The organism is Synechococcus sp. CCY9201, from assembly GCF_034931105.1.
GTDB lineage: Bacteria > Cyanobacteriota > Cyanobacteriia > PCC-6307 > Cyanobiaceae > CBW1002.
In genome coordinates this window covers 1-15,427 of record NZ_JAYGIC010000171.1, presented here as the reverse complement: position 1 = coordinate 15,427, position 15,427 = coordinate 1, and the positions used below count along the sequence as shown (strand labels likewise).

The 15,427-nt window shown below is 58.5% G+C and carries 9 protein-coding genes; 7 read left to right on the top strand and 2 right to left on the bottom strand.

What is annotated here, in order from left to right; translation table 11 throughout:
• Positions 1–250 precede the first annotated feature (250 nt).
• From VB716_RS16635 to VB716_RS16620, 4 genes are all read left to right on the top strand, one after another.
• Entirely contained in the window at positions 251–1,264 is a 1,014-nt protein-coding gene (locus VB716_RS16635) for a substrate-binding domain-containing protein (RefSeq protein WP_323271065.1), read from the top strand.
• Positions 1,261–2,613 (top strand): hypothetical protein, encoded by a 1,353-nt coding sequence (locus tag VB716_RS16630; protein ID WP_323271064.1) that lies wholly within the window; start codon positions 1,261–1,263, stop codon positions 2,611–2,613. Before VB716_RS16635 ends, VB716_RS16630 begins: the two co-directional genes overlap by 4 nt.
• A gap of 200 nt (positions 2,614–2,813) precedes the next feature.
• A complete protein-coding gene (locus VB716_RS16625; protein WP_323271063.1) occupies positions 2,814–3,794 on the top strand; it encodes a fatty acid desaturase in 981 nt (326 codons plus the stop codon).
• Between the two features lie 130 nt (positions 3,795–3,924).
• Entirely contained in the window at positions 3,925–6,711 is a 2,787-nt protein-coding gene (locus VB716_RS16620; RefSeq protein WP_323271062.1) for a diguanylate cyclase, read from the top strand.
• Between the two features lie 661 nt (positions 6,712–7,372).
• Here VB716_RS16620 and VB716_RS16615 read toward each other — a convergent pair.
• Entirely contained in the window at positions 7,373–8,260 is an 888-nt protein-coding gene (locus VB716_RS16615) for a hypothetical protein (RefSeq protein ID WP_323271061.1), read from the bottom strand.
• Positions 8,261–8,943: 683 nt separating this feature from the next.
• Here VB716_RS16615 and VB716_RS16610 point away from each other — a divergent pair.
• Complete coding sequence (locus VB716_RS16610; RefSeq protein WP_323271060.1) at positions 8,944–11,502, top strand: glycosyltransferase; 2,559 nt, start codon at positions 8,944–8,946, stop codon at positions 11,500–11,502.
• A 47-nt stretch (positions 11,503–11,549) separates the two neighbouring features.
• Here the strand turns inward: VB716_RS16610 and VB716_RS16605 are convergent, their stop codons facing one another.
• Positions 11,550–11,852 (bottom strand): hypothetical protein, encoded by a 303-nt coding sequence (locus tag VB716_RS16605; protein WP_323271059.1) that lies wholly within the window; start codon positions 11,850–11,852, stop codon positions 11,550–11,552.
• Between the two features lie 483 nt (positions 11,853–12,335).
• Between VB716_RS16605 and VB716_RS16600 the strand changes: the two genes are divergently transcribed.
• Both VB716_RS16600 and VB716_RS16595 read left to right on the top strand, forming a co-directional pair.
• On the top strand, positions 12,336–12,611 hold the full coding sequence (locus tag VB716_RS16600) for a DDE-type integrase/transposase/recombinase (protein ID WP_322757777.1): 276 nt from the start codon (positions 12,336–12,338) through the stop codon (positions 12,609–12,611).
• Between the two features lie 749 nt (positions 12,612–13,360).
• Complete coding sequence (locus VB716_RS16595; protein ID WP_323271058.1) at positions 13,361–15,280, top strand: class I SAM-dependent methyltransferase; 1,920 nt, start codon at positions 13,361–13,363, stop codon at positions 15,278–15,280.
• Positions 15,281–15,427 lie beyond the last annotated feature (147 nt).

Genomic DNA, 15,427 nt, shown 5'->3' with positions numbered 1-15,427 from the left:
GGGCGCTGCCCACCAGCATCGGGATGGCGATCTCCTGCCCCGGCCCGCTGCCGCAGCCCGCCAGGGGAGCCAGCAGCAGCAGGGCGGCGGCGGTACAACGGTGGCGGTGGCGGTGGCGGTGGCAGTAGGGGCGGCGGCGGGCCACACCGCGAGGCACCAGGCTGGAGAAGCGCATCGAATCCCGGCCCGTTGCCCCCCATTCTGCTGCGGAATTCTGCTGCAGACTGGCCGGGCATCTCCGGATCAGCCGGTGAGTCGTCTGAGCCGACGCCGCTTCCTCTCCCTGGGCATCGGCGCTGTGGCGGTGCTGCTGGCTGCCGCCCCGGTGCCGGGTCTGCGGCGTCCCTTGCTGGTTGTGGTGGGATCGGAGCTGGAGGCCTCGCTGCGGCAGATCGAACCGCTGTTCGAGACGCGCCATGGCGACATCGACCTGCGCTGGCGGGTGCTGGGTGCCCAGGACATGATCAACGCCAGCATCGATGGCGGCCCGGAGCGCCCGCGGGTGCTGATCCCCTCGAACCGCGACCAGCTCGAGAGCTACGCCGGGGCGGTGCAGGCCCGGGGCGAAGGACCGGCCTTCCGCGGCAGCCCGCAGCCGATCGCCCGCACGCTGCTGGTGGCGGTGGCCTGGCCGGAGCGGGCCAAGCGGCTGTTCCCCGATGGCCGGTTCTCCTGGGAGCGGCTGCGGGCTGCCGCGCGGGCCGGTCGCTGGCAGGCGATCGACGGTCCGCCCGCCTGGGGCAGCGTCGATCTGCGCATGACCGATCCGCTCCGCTCCAACTCGGGCCAGCTCACCCTGGCGCTCTGGGCCCGCGACCAACCGGGCAGCGAGGCGGTGGCGCTGCTGAAGCGGGCCATCTACCGGCCGGCACGCTCCACCGACATCCTGCTGAGCGAGTTCGTCAGTGGCGGACCCAACCAGGGGGATCTCGCCTTTGTGTACGAGGCCCCGGCCCTGCAGCGCCAGGGCGAAGCCGAGGGGCGCTGGCCGGGGGGCTACCGGATGCTGTTTCCCGATCCCACCATGGAGACGGTGCTGGCCGCAGGCGTGCGCCGGGGCGAAGGCCAGGGGCGGGAAGCCGACGGCAGCCGCTTCGTGGCGTTTCTTCTGGGCGCCGAGGGCCGTGCCGTGCTGAACCGCCATGGCTTCCGGGATCCGGCCGGTCAGGGCGGCAGCCCCGCCGGCGATCGGGTGCGCCGCCTGCCGCCCCCCTCCCCCGCAGCCCTCGAAGACCTGCTGCGCCAGTGGCAGAGCGTTCCATGACCAGCCTCCCCTCCGGCACCAGCACCCCTGCCGCCCCCACCCTGCGGATCGCCTTCTTCGGGCTGGGGGCGGTGGGCTCCTCCCTGCTGATCTGCCTGGCGGAGCTGGCCGAGCGGGATGGCGTGGAGCTGGAGTTCCTGGTGGTGGTGCTGAACACGGAGCTGGCCCGCGATGCGCTGTTCCACGCCGAGCGCCTGTTCGATCGGATCGACTTCCTGGAGGTGAGCGATTTCGCACCGGTGTTTGCCCTGGCAGGCGACCACGGCGCCCGCTTCGCCGGCATCGACCTGCTGGTCAATGCCGCCAACCCGATCTTCAACCTGCCGATGCTGGAGCTGGGCCTGCGGCTGGGCGCGCACACCGTGGATCTGGCCTCGGACATGTACGACGCCGAGACCGAGCGCAGCCTCACCTTTGCGCAATACGGGCTGGATCACGCCTTCCGCGCCGCCAACCGGGCCGCCCTGATCAATCTGGGGATCTCGCCGGGGGTGACCAATTTCCTGGTCGGCCTGCGTCTGCACGAGCTTCGCTCCGCCCGGCGCCGGGATCTGCGGATCGAGAGCGTGGATCTCTATCTGCTCGAAGACATCGACGCCGACGAGATCGTCTTCTCCTGGTCGCCGCTGGTGGCCCTGGAGGAACTGGCGGCGCGGCCTCGCCTGCTGCGGGATGGGCGCCTGCAGGTGCTGGAGCCGTTCAGCGCCGCGCGCGAGCACAGCTTTCCCCATGAGGTGACAGCCACCCGGCAGTACCCGCTCTATCAGGAGGAACTGCTGTCGCTGCATCGCTCCTTCCCCGAGATCGACTCGATCGGCATCTACACCGGTGGGTCGGAAGTGGAGCTGGTCAAGGCCCTGTTCAAGCTGAATCTGCTGTCGAAACGCACCCTGCCGCAGCAGAGCGAACTCACTGTGGAAGCGATGGTGCGCGCCATCCTGCCGGGCATGAACAAACCGCGGCGGATCGAGGATTATCTGCGCGAGGGGGTGATTCGCCGGGCCCATTTCGCCGCTTCCGCCGAAATCCGCTACACCGAAAATGTGCGCAACGATCGCCAGAGCACGATCGAAACTGTTGGGGTGAGCTATCTCCGCTACCGCGGTTTACTCAACAGCCCCTATGCCGGTGCCACCTACATCTCCTATCCCACCGCCGTGGGGGCCGCGATCCTCACCTGGCATGCCCTGGCCTTCCTGCGGGAAGACGGCGGCGAGCTCCGCGGTGTGATCACCGGCGAAGACCTGGCCGAGCGGTTGCCCCGCCCCCGCGCCGACGCGATCCGCCGCGATCTGGTGGCCTGGGACATCGACCTGTTCGAAAGTGTGCGCGACGCCACACCGGTCTGAGCCAATTCCCACCCCACTGACGCGACCCTGGAATCCTGCCTAGGCTGATGGATCGGACTTTTCGGTAAGAACGCTTGACCCATGGCCCCGCGACGGCTCCAGTTCTGAGCTCCCCCCTGCCGCCAGCGCAGACGCCGCCGGCCACGCCAAGCGCACACGCCACGGGCATCACCAGGGCCGACTTCGAGCTCAAGCCCTTCATGACGCCCTCCAACTGGATCGCCAGCTGGCAGATCCTCAACACCCTGGTGCCACTTGGCCTGCTCTGGTGGGTGGCGGTGTGGAGCCTGCAGCAGGCGCCGTTGCTGCTGCTGCCAGTGATCGCCCTGATGGTGCTGCTGCTGGCCCGCTGCTTCTCGCTGATGCACGACTGTGGCCACAACGCCCTGTTCCGCAGCCGCAGGGTGAACCGCGCCGTTGGTTTTCTGCTCGGCATCGTCTGCGGCATCCCGCAGCTGCCCTGGTCGCGCGGCCATGCCTTTCACCACCGGCACAACGGCAACTGGGAGCGCTATCAGGGGCCGTCGGCCCTGATCACCACCGAGGCCTACGGCGCGCTCAGCCCGTCGCAGCAGCGCTGGTATGGCTGGATTCGCCAGCCGCTGATGCTGTTTCCCGGCGGGTTCTTCTATCTGGTGATCAAGCCCCGCGTGGCCCTGCTGCTGGGCCTGCTGGATGTCGCCCGTCAGGGGTCGACCCGGCACTGGCACAGCCCCGAGGAATGCCGCGATCTGGCCCTCAACAACCTGGCAGTGGTTTCCCTGTGGGTCGGCATGGGCTGGTGGATCGGCGCCGGGCCCTTCTGGCTGATCTATTCACCGGTGATGGCCTGCGCCGCCGCCATCTTCATCTGCATCTTCTTCGTGCAGCACAACTTCCCCGGCTCCTATGCCCATGCCAGCGAGGGCTGGAGCGAAATGGCCGGCTGCCTGGAAGGCACGAGCGATCTGGACCTGCCGGCCCTGTTCAACTGGTTCTCGGCAGACATCGGCTGCCACGCCATCCACCACCTCAGCTCCGCCATCCCCAACTACCGGCTGCGGGCCTGCCAGCAACGCAATCAGCACCTGCTCAACGGCGTCAGGCGCCTGCGGCTGGGCGACATCCCCATCTGCTTCGACTACATCCTCTGGGATCCGGCTGCTGAGCGATTGGCCACCGTGCCCGCCCCTGCCCAGTGAAGCCACGGCGCAGACGCGTTTTTGTGACAGCCCGATGCAGACCTCGATCGGCACCCACGATGCGTCCTCAGCGGTAGCAGGATGACCCCATAGAAAATCCCCGCGATTCCCGTCGGGTGTTAGAGGGCAAGTGCGTTCGGAACCAGCGTTACCAGCGACACGCAACCGCCGCCGGCTCTGGATCCTGGCGCTGGCGATGGTGGCCATCTTCCCGCTGGCTCTGCTCCTGCCGCGCACCTTCCCGCTGCTGCCCTACTACTTCCTGGTGGTGGTGCTCTCGGCCAGTTTCGCCACGCCGCGCCAGATGGCCCCCCTGATCGCGGAGGCCTACGTGCTGGCGATCGGCTCGGGCACCTTCTGGGGCTTCTTCCCCTCGATCGATTTCGTCATCCAGCTGGTGGGTCTCTCGGGCGTGGCGCTGATGGCCGTGAGACTCTCGGCCCAGCGCTGCCAGACGCTGGCCAGACTGCAACGCAGTGAAGAGACCCTGCGCCTCACCCTCGACAACACCTCCGTCGGTATCGCCCTGGCCAATGCCGACGGACAGCTGACTCGGGTGAATCCGGCTCTGTGCAGGATGTTCGGTCGCGATGCCGACACCCTGCAAAACCAGAACTGGAGAGAGCTCACCCATCCAGACGACATCCAGCTCGAGCTCCCCCTGTTTGAGGAGCTGGTTGCCAATCGGCGCAGCAGCTATCGACTCCGAAAGCGTTTTCTGAAGGCCGACAGCACAGCTGGCTGGATCGATCTGAGCGTGGCTTGCGTTCGCCGGAGCGAGGGAGGCGTGGACTTCTGCATCGGCGAGGCGATCGACATCACCCGGCAGGTCGAAGCTGAGCTGGCCCAGGCTCGCTCCGAAGAGCAGATGCGCATCAGCATCGAGACGGCCAGGGTGGGGGTGGCGATCTGCAGCCCTGGCACCGGCCAGTTCCTGATGTTGAGTCCAGCGCTCTGCTGCCTGCTGGGCCAGGACGAGGCCGCCTTGAAGTCCATAGGCCTGCTCCAGGCCCTTCGGATCGTTGATCCCACCGCCGAAGCCGAACAGGAGCCTGAGGCGGCGGCGGCTCAGGACACGGATCCCATGGCACAGGTGGCCGCTGTGTTGGCCGGGGAACGGAGCCTCTGCCAGATGCGCCTGCGCCTGACCCGACCCGACGGCTCGGTGATCTGGGGAGATCTGCAGGTGAGCAACCTGAAGATCTCCGAGGGAACGGTGGAGCAGGTGCTGGTGGAGCTGATCGACATCTCCGAGCTCAAGGCCAAGACCGACTACCTCCAGGCCGCTGCAGCGGCAGGGGTGGTGGGCATCTGGGACTGGGATGTGCCCAGAAACGTCCTCCACTGGGACCCGGTGATGTACCGGCTCTATGGCCGTAATCCCAGCGACTTTGCTGGCGCCTATGAAGCCTGGGCCGATGCGGTTCATCCGCAGGACAAGGCCGCTACGGAGGCAGCTGTGAAATCAGCCCTGCGGGGTGAGTCTGTCTATGCAGCCCAGTTTCGGGTGGTCTGGCCCGATGGCTCTGTCCACCACCTCCAGGCGGCTTCCCACACCAGCTTCGATCCTGCGGGGCGGCCGCTGCGGATGCTGGGCGTGAATTACGAGGTGACGGAGCTGGCGGAGGCGCAGGCGCAGATCACGGCAGAGCGACAGCGCCTCCGCACCACCCTCGATTCCCTGCTCGACCCCCATCTCATCCTTGGGCCGGTGCGCGACTCAGGCGGCCAGATCACCGATCTCCGCATCATCCAGGCCAACCCTGCCGCCGCGGCCTACAACCGGATGCCCTTGGAGATCTTTGTGGGCACCACAGTCAGGCAGTCCTGGCCTGGGATTGTCACGAGCGGTCTGTTCGATCTCTACCTGAACGTCCTGGCCAGCGGCCAGCCCCTTGCACTGGACGACTTCGTCTTCCACCACGAGAGCCACGGCCAAGAGCGCCATTTCGACATCCGTGCCGTGAAGGTGGATGACGACCTCAGCATCACCTGGAGTGATGTGACCGAGCGGGCCACGGCCATGGCGCAGCTGACCGCCTCCGAGCAGCAGTTCCGCCTGCTGGCCGAGAACTCCACTGACGTGGTGGTGCATCTGGCCGCCGATGACAAGGTGCTGTGGGTCTCGCCGTCGCTGCAGACGGTGCTGGGCTGGGAACCGGGGGACTGGATCGGTCACCCGATCGGGGAGCTGATCCAGAGCTTTGGCAACCGCCCATGCCAGCCCCTGACCAACCATTCCAGGCCTGGACAATGCCTGATCCGGCGCGATCAGATCCGCAGCCGGGATGGACACAGCCACTGGATCGAAAGCCGCTGGAGCTCCTTCCTCAACGCCGCCAAAGAACCGGACGGCGAAGTGTGCACCTTCCGGATCATCGATGTGGAGGTCTCCACCGAGCGAGAGCTGGAACGCCGCGCCGCCACTGACAGCCTCACCGCCCTGCTCAACCGCGAGGAGGTGTTCAGCCAGATCCAGCGCCTCACGGTCCAGCAGCAGCGCAAGGGGCAGGAACTGGCGGTGCTGTTCTGCGATCTCGATCACTTCAAGACCGTGAACGACACCTACGGACACAACGCCGGTGATGCCGTGCTGCAGGCGATGGCGGCACGGGTGCGCTCCTGCCTGCGGTCGTCGGATCTGGCGGCCCGCATCGGCGGCGATGAGCTGCTGGTGGTGCTGCCAGGTGTGCAGGGGATCAACGATGCGATCACGATCGCCGAGAAACTGCGGCGTCTGGCCAGCCAACCGGTGCCGATCACCGACAGTGAGGTGAGCATCACGATCAGTGTGGGTGTGGCTCTGGCCCAAGAGGGTGAATCACTCGATGCCCTGATCGCCCGCGCCGATGCCGCCATGTACGACGCCAAGCAGAACGGCCGCGATCAGGTGGTGGCGATCACGGCCGACACCTGAACGCACCCGCGATCCACGGCAGCCGAAGCGTGGGTGCCACCCTGCCCTGCCCGGCGACTCCTTTCGATAGCCCCGACCCCTTCCGACCCTGGAGCGCCCGGGGGATCCGGCGCCGCGATCTGCTGCTCGGCACCCTCACCGCCGGCTTCATGCAAATCCCGGAGGACGGGGGCACGATTCCCGTACTGGGGCTCTACGGCGAACAGGACGACGGCATCAAGCTGGAAACGGAGGTGCACATGCAGGCAGCACTCCAGGCTGCAAGCAGCCGCAGCCGGATTGTGGTGTCTCCTGAAGCGCCCCATGGCTTCCACACCCGATACCCGCCCCAGCTACCGGCCGGACGCGGCCAAAGATGGTTGGAAGCAGATGCTGGCCTGGTTCCAGGCACATGGGGCTCCATCACAGGGGGTGGGTGGGAGACAATGGAGAACAGAAGCAACGGATATCCATTGAAAGATTGGCGCCCCTCCAGGTCGTACAGCCGTAGTCACGACAACAAGCTCGTCGTGATCAGCGAACGCACGGCCTGCTTGACAAACCAAATAAACACGACTGCGATACATCCTCGCACCGTGGAGCATGGAGACCATTCCCGCATCTGGTGCATCACAAGACCAAGCAGCCACCGAGGAACAGCTACAGCACTCGCGCCAATCCCTCAGATTGATTCTGCCCTACCGGGAACAAGCCTTTCAATTGAAACACCGGAGGCACCTGCCGCCAGCATCGAAAAGCCACCCGCCGTGTATTGAATCGTAGAGCACAGGCGAAGCGACTCAGAATCAGCAACAACACCGATCATGCCCGGCCCCCTATCCCGGCTTCTTTCAATATGAATCGGCTCTAGCCTATGCATAAAGACAGGAATAGAATGGCAAGAGAGGATATCGGCAGCACGAGTCTTGAAGGCTTCAGAGTCGCTGCACAGAAACACAGCTGGCCGCTTCTGCTGGGCAAGCCACCGAGTCGACTTCACCTGCAGTGAGTCCAGAGCCTCGTCCAAAGAGCTCAATGCAGGATCCTGCCAAGAAACAGAGTCGCCGCCAAGGCGTGCATGCACACCAATCACATTGTGACCAGCATGACGGGAAGCCCATGCCCGAAAAGAAGCCAACGCAGCAGAAAGCGGGGCGGGCAATTCAGATGGCTCACGCAAGCAAAATAAAGTTCCAAATGTTGTGCCAGTCAGATTTGAACGCCTGAACGGTCGCCTCCCTGGCGAGTTAAACAGATTGAGGCAGGCATCGGCGACCCAGCCACCGATGACACACGCGGGCCAAGGAGCAATGATCCGATTGGCCAACAGCAACTGATCCCGAACAAGTCGATGAACCAGCGGATGATTGAAGAGCAAATCAAAACCCATATTGGTCGCAAGAGATTGGCAGCTAAATGTCTGGCGCAAGATTCGCAGCACATCATCCGAGTCAGTCTCAAGGGGAATCTGAGACACCAGCTGCCCGAGAAACTGATCACACTTGCCATCAACCAAATCAATTGACTGGCAAAAAGGATACAATAATTCCGAAGTAATGGCCCCACTCAAATGCAGGCCCAGCCCATGCCTAGCAGCATAATAAGTTGAAATTGGGTCTGGATCGGGCCAAATCACTTCGAGAGGCTCTCCAATCATCCTGCCAACCCAATAGCAAGAGCACAAGCCTCGGATTCGGTCCGCGAATCCACCCGCGACCATCCTTCTGCCTCCAGATAGTCGTATCGTCGTAAAGCGCATCAGCCCATGCATTCAGGGCTCACAGTATCATGAGAGTTGATGAAGGAGATCAGGCTTTCTCGCAAATCAGCGAATACTCAACCCATCACAGCAGATGACAGCCAGCTAGAACAAAGCAAGGGCATGCTTAGCGAAGAAATCATTGCGCTGACCAGTCAGAAAACGCCAATCAGGCAGCATCGATCTCTCGCAAAATGTAAGCGTTCAGGGGGCGGGACAGCATACGGCGCACTTGGCCTCGGCCGAACCCATAACGATGTCCTGATTCCCGCCTGCATCCCAGGCTGAGACCACTTGGTTGGGCGCCCCCTCCGGCTGGCAATTCCGACGCGGACTGGTTGTCGTGGCCAGCTAACGATCCGCAGGGGAACATCCACAAAGAAGCTTTCACCGGATCTGGGAAGATCATCCCAACGAAGCACTTGGAGAAGGACAGTGACAAAGCCATGACTGATCGGCAGACTGCCCATAGAGCGTGATGATCCCCAAAGGCCGTGGCAAAGCGCAAAAAGCACAAGCCAATGGAGATGAATCAGCAAGAAGCAACTCTTAACAGGAATGACAGCGCCGAGGCCAACACGCAGGCAGAGAGGCATCAAGCAGAAGGAATGATGCCCAGCGTCAGCATCTGTACAGTCACGCATCAAAGACAAGCTTATCTAACGCTAGTAGAACAGTGCATTCTCAACCAAACCTACCCACTTACCAAGATTGAATGGATAATCCTGGATGACTCCTCTGAAGACCACCCTGATTTCCATCCAATCGAGCAGAGCGGCCTAACGATCAACTATCAGAGGCTGCCAAAAAAGCTCAGGCTTGGGGAAAAAAGAAATCTCAGCCACACCTTCTGTCGCGGAGACATCATCATCTATTTCGATGATGACGATTACTATCCGCCCGAAAGAGTGGAACACGCTGTCAACCAATTGGAGCGGACTGGATGCATGGTGGCCGGATCCACAGTGCTGCCCATTCTATTTCTGCCAGATGAAGAGCTGTGGGTCGAGGGACCCTATGACGCCAATCATGCAACCTCAGGAACGCTCGCATTCAGGCGAGCACTGCTGGAACAAACAAGCCATGACGATGAAGCCGTTTGCCTTGAAGAGAAGAGTTTTCTCAAGGACTATTCTATACCAATGGTCCAGCTGGAACCAAGATTCACAATAATCAGTATCTTCCATGGCAAAAATATCATTGACAAGCGAGAGTTGATTCAACAGGTAGAAAACACGCGCATTCAGCGTGTCCCCACACAAGACCCGAATCAAATCGGGCTGATCAGGCAGCTCGCCAAAGCTTATGGGAATGCAAATAGCAAGACATCGACTGAAATGACACAGCCAGGAGCAACAAGACCAGTTTCATCCGCACAACAGCCGAGCCCGCCTATGGACGAGGAGAAACTCAGACTCCCAGCAAGATCCATCATTGAGCTTGATGACCAGGACATTCATTTTAAGGTAGTGATCCCATCGTTTAATGCGGAGAGGTACATAGAAGCCTGCATTCGGTCGCTTCAAGAGCAGAACCATAGAAATTTTGAAGCGATTATTATTGATGATGGATCAACCGACAACACGGCGGCAATCGCAAGTGCCGCAATCCAGGGGGATCCACGATTTCAAATAATCAGCAATACCGTAAATAGTGGTAGCCCGTTGCAAAGTTTTCTTCAAGGCACAAGATTGCTAAGGCCGTCTCTCGACGATGTAATAATTACGCTTGACGGTGATGACCAATTGCTAGGGAAAGACGCACTACAGATCGTGGCATTTACTTATCAGAGCCAGCAATGCTTACTCACCTATGGAAGCTTCATTCGCGCCAGCGATCAACGACACATTGGTGGGGCTTACGACACTCGGACAGTGATCACAAACAGCTTTCGCCAAGCACCCTGGCGAGCATCGCACCTGCGCACTTTCAAGGCTGGCTTGCTGGAGCTACTTAGTATTGGCGACCTGAGCGATGAACACGGGAACATTATAAAACAGGCCGGGGATATTGCGTTGATGCATCCACTACTGGAGATTTCTGGGCACAGAGCTGTCCACATTCCCTCCGCGATTCATCTCTACAACGATCAGAGCCCAATCAATGAGCACAAAGTTAATCATCAGAGTCAAGCCCAGACGTCCATACAGATTAGGCAGAGAGCATCCTATGCACATGCTCCATTTATCACCCTATACAGTCCACCAATCGGGAGTGGGCACAGCACTACCACTCAGCTGAGGACACCTCAAATGCCTGGCACTTGCAAGGCAACTCAAGATTTGTCCAAGATCTCAGTTACTATTCCAACCAAGGAAAGACCAAGGCACTTGATCAATATTATCCGATGTTTTCAGTCTCAGACATGGCCCAACAAAGAGCTGTTGATCTTGGATGACAGCCGAGAACGATGCGCTGAAGCCGAAGCAATCGCGCAGAGTGATTCGAGGATCTGCTATATCCACCAGCATCACCGAGATAGTATCGGCACAAAGCGAAAGAGACTCTGCGCTGCTGCCAAAGGCGAGTACATCGCTCATTTTGACGATGATGATTATTACGCACCTGATTATCTTGAGACAATGCTGAATAGCCTCTTGGCAGGCAGGTACGACTTCGTTAAGCTCCGAAGCTGGTGTTCGCTCCACGCGCCAACGAGGATATACGGCTTTTGCAATACAGCCCTGCTAGACAGCTCCTGCTCCTATCGAATATCATCTTCCGGAATCGAAAGGTTTCCCAGACTGTTTTCTAGCGAAGAAAAGGATCGATCGCTATACGGATATGGCTTTTCGTATTTTTATCGGAGCGATCTTCTCAATAAAGCCAGCCACCCTGAAGGCATCAACCACGGCGAAGACATCAAGCTTGCCATGGACTGCATATCAGCCGGGGCAAGCATTGGCCTTGTCGACGATTACAGGGGACTTGCTATTCACATTATTCATGGAGGCAATACCTCATCCTGCTTTGCTCAGCACTTGATCTTGGAGCAGAATCTCACCAAGATGACAAGCATTCTCCCTTTGCCAACCACGTTTCTTTCTCATTAGTGTCCACTGGATCACTATGCTGCCCCCAAGAGATGCAGTTCATCCAATCAAGAAGAGCCATTGAGGCGATTGCGGTGAGTTGCCTGGGCTGGAGGAGCTTCTGCCACGAGCGAGGTCTGAATCCCAAGCAGGTTGCCCGCTGGCGCCAGGCCAGAGAGGATGCGAATGGCCCCAACGGACCGAGCATGGCTGATCAGCGCGACCTGCAGCGAAAGAATCAAGAACAGGCTAGCGAGATTCGTCGCCTGCAGCGTGAACTGAACTAAAAGGAGAAGGCCCTCACAGAGGCGGCAACGCTGCTGATGCTCACAAAAAAGGTCAACAAGATCTTTCAGCCGAACGAGGAGCATGGATTGCGCCTGAGGATTGCGCGGTGATGATGGAGCTGCTGCACGAGAGCATCAGTCGTGGCGCCTCCGCCAAGACCATTGCTGACAGGTTCGGTCCTTGCGACTCGTACGCTGATGCGATGGGGATTGATGGTTCGATCTGAGAGATTCACGACGCAAGGGATCGGCTAGGCATGTGGCCCATCGATTCAGCCGAGTAGAACCCCAGACTGTGCTGGCAACCGTCAATGACTCACACTTTGCTGATCTCACACCCAGCCAGATTATGGCCATCCTTGCCGAGGAGGGACTCTCCGCGAAATCGGAGTCGACGATCTATCGCATCATGCGCGAAGCGAACATTCTGAATCATCGCGGCAGGAGCCGACCACCGCAAGAGCCAAGAGAGCCACCCGTGCTGGAGGCGTCGGGCATCCATTAAATTCTGGCCTGGGGTATCACCCTGCTGCCCGGCGCTGTGAAAGGTCAATTCCTTTCCCTAAAATGGTGATGGATGTGTGGAGCCGTCGCATTCTTGGCGTGCAGGTGCATGAACAGGAGAGCGACGAGCTGGCCAAGCATTTCTTTGATCGGGTCTGCCGCGATGAAGGGATCAGCTCGGGGGCGGCCACGATCCTGCACTCGGACAGCGGGGCTCCGATGCGCTCCTACACCTTGGCTGCCGAGCTGGCCGAGCTCGGAATTTCCTTGTCATTCTCTCGGCCGCGTGTAAGCAATGACAACGCCGATGCCGAATCATGGTTCCGCACCATGAAATAACACCAGAGCTATCCAGTACGTCGTTGTCACTATGGTGAAGCTGATGCGATCTGCTCGGTCCGTTGCACGGCGACGATTAGGGAGGAACCCGCCTAAGAAGTTGACACCGAGTAGTCCGTCAACAGAGTTATGGGCAGGATCATGAGCAGCATCCACGACGCTGGTCCAAGCCACCACGGGATTGGTCTCAGCCACAGATTTTGCGAATGAATCATCCTCACCCACAAGAAGCTGTGGCTGCCTGACGTTCAGAAACCCAGGCCCCAGGGGGGTGGGGTTGGACCGCCCGCAAGAGGCGGGCCGGCCTCAGCCCCCGCCGGGGGACCTGCTGCGGGATCCTCCCCTCCTGATCAACGCTCGATGACGAACAACATCCGAACCAGCAGCCCATGATCTTCCATCAGGAGTACACTGGCTTTGATGCTTAAATCAGCACCCCGAGCGGACTTCTTTCCTGATAGGCGCCTGCACACTGATCAAACGCGATTGAATCAAAACTTGAAGTGGCTACGATGCATCACCTAACGGCCCGCGCAAGGCTGGCACTTTAGAATAGGCATCATGCGTTGGGATGGCAGAGTAGGCTAGCGAGCAACACCCGTCATTCTTATCGGCACAGGTCCAATCCGATATTCTACAGCCATTCGTTCAATAAGCAGCAGCACGAAAAGCCAAAGACAATGATTCAACGCACAAACCCACTGACAGCTACCGCGAATAGCCCAGATCAGCACAGGCCCAAAGTCCATTTGTTCACACAGATTTACGCCTCGAAAGACAAGGATAGGCTTGAAAGGCTCATCCAGTGCTTAGAGCACAATCTAGCCGTTGATGCCGTAAGCAAGATCACAGTACTGAGCGAGGGGGTGCCGATTACCTCAGAAAACGAGAGAATCAACGTCAAGAAGATTTATTCACGGGCATCATTTGCGGACTTCTTTCTCGCCATCAACGAGGAATCTGACTCGGACGCGACTCATGTCGCGATCGCGAATGGTGACATCATGCTATCTAGCGATATATCAACACTACTCTCTAGGATCACGCTTGATAGCACTGTTGTTGCACTGACTCGATATGAACTAGACGAAAGATTAAAGCTGAAGCCTTTCGAGTCACAAGACACCTGGATTTTCAAGAAGCACTCATTTCATTGCAGAGTGACGGACAGATCCCACATCCCTTTGGGCATTGCAGGATGCGAGCATTTACTCGCCGCAACACTTTACTTTAATGGATACAATATCTGGAACCCATCGCTTGATTGTAAAACAGTCCATAACGATCCAAATCCATCGAATGCCTACACAGATCGACTTTACGGATGTTACCTACTTTTACCTGCGTGCGAAGTTGACGACATCGAGTCCGAGCAACCTGCGTACCAGTTCATGCACAGAAGGAGCACAAGCTTCATTGGCTCCACGGCTAAAGCACAGGCAATTAATTCGCCTCCCCGCAAAGAGAGCATTCTTGTCGCAATCACCAACTATGACTTCAACCAAAATGCAGAAGCCTTAAAGGGATTCTTTGAGAAGCATTTCCCCACCATACTCATTGACTCATCATCTCCAACAAAGCCAGAGAGTGCCGATATAGTTATTTCCAATAACTACTATCCAGGCCTTTGGAACCGTGCCACCCAAGAGGCTCTTGAAGGAGGCTATCAGTGGCTCTTATTTATTGCTTCAGACGTTCAGGTTTTGGATGCGAATATGCTCGTACATTGTATTCGCGAAGTGACAGAAAGAGATGATATCGCGGTATGGACTCCTTCAATGCGGCGGGATTCTCGATTTTACTATCAGAGCTGTGCGCACCAACCCACCTCTGGAATGCGGCAATGTGCCGTAGCAGAAGGCTTTTGCTTTCTTGCCAAGACCACGGCCCTCAATCAAGTCTATCCAGTTTCTCAGCAGATTCGATATGGCTGGGGCATCGATAGAGCCTTGTCATTTTGTGCACAGTCTATTGGGCATGTTGTTGTTGATGACAGAGTTCAGATCTTTCATCCGCAAAGCAAAGAGAATCATTCAATTGATTTGAAAGCAGCTGATGCAGAAGGCATGAATTATGTCAGGTCGTTTGAATTCCCCCCGCCCACTCACCACAAGGCTGAGCAGCTTGAGTCCTTAGCCAAAAGTGGGCGCCCAACCCCTTCTATTGATGAACAGCTATCATTAGACTTAGGATGCGGTGGTTATCCCAATAACGCCTTTAAAGCAACGCATCTGTGGGGGATTGACCTGCAGAACTCAAGCAAGCGCAATAATATTAAAGTTGCGGATTTAGCAGTCGAGCCGATCCCCTTTGACGACTGTTATTTTGACTACGTCACAGCTTTTGACTTCATTGAACACATTCCAAGAGTTATTTACTGTCCGCAAAGACGTTTTCCCTTCGTAGAACTAATGAACGAAATTTTTCGCGTCCTGAAACCAGGCGGACTATTCTTGTCACTGACACCCGCGTTCCCTAGGCCCGAAGCATTTTCAGACCCTACCCACGTTAACTTTATTACCGAAAAGACTTTCTTGAATTACTTTTGCGAGCCACAGTTATGGGGAAAGATGTATGGGTTTGGCGGGAGATTCTCATTGGAGGGCCAAAGCTTAAAAGATGAAGGCAAGTTGCTGACATTGTTACGTGCAAAAAAGAATCTTAACTAGGTAGCCAACTTCGCGCTCCTTAGGGACTCCTGAAAAATCCAGATCCATTGCGCCGCAGCTGGTCTCAAGCATGAGAAACCGCTAAAGTAGCCGTGAATCAGGCAATCCGTGATTGCCTTTACTCCTGATCGCTCCATATGTACCGGA

Coding starts and splice junctions, on each gene's coding strand:
- VB716_RS16630 (WP_323271064.1), top strand. CDS start 1,261: ATGACCAGCCTCCCCTCCGGCACCAGCACCCCTGCCGCCCCCACCCTG.
- VB716_RS16625 (WP_323271063.1), top strand. CDS start 2,814: ATGACGCCCTCCAACTGGATCGCCAGCTGGCAGATCCTCAACACCCTG.
- VB716_RS16605 (WP_323271059.1), bottom strand. CDS start 11,852: ATGCTCCTCGTTCGGCTGAAAGATCTTGTTGACCTTTTTTGTGAGCAT.
- VB716_RS16600 (WP_322757777.1), top strand. CDS start 12,336: ATGGTGATGGATGTGTGGAGCCGTCGCATTCTTGGCGTGCAGGTGCAT.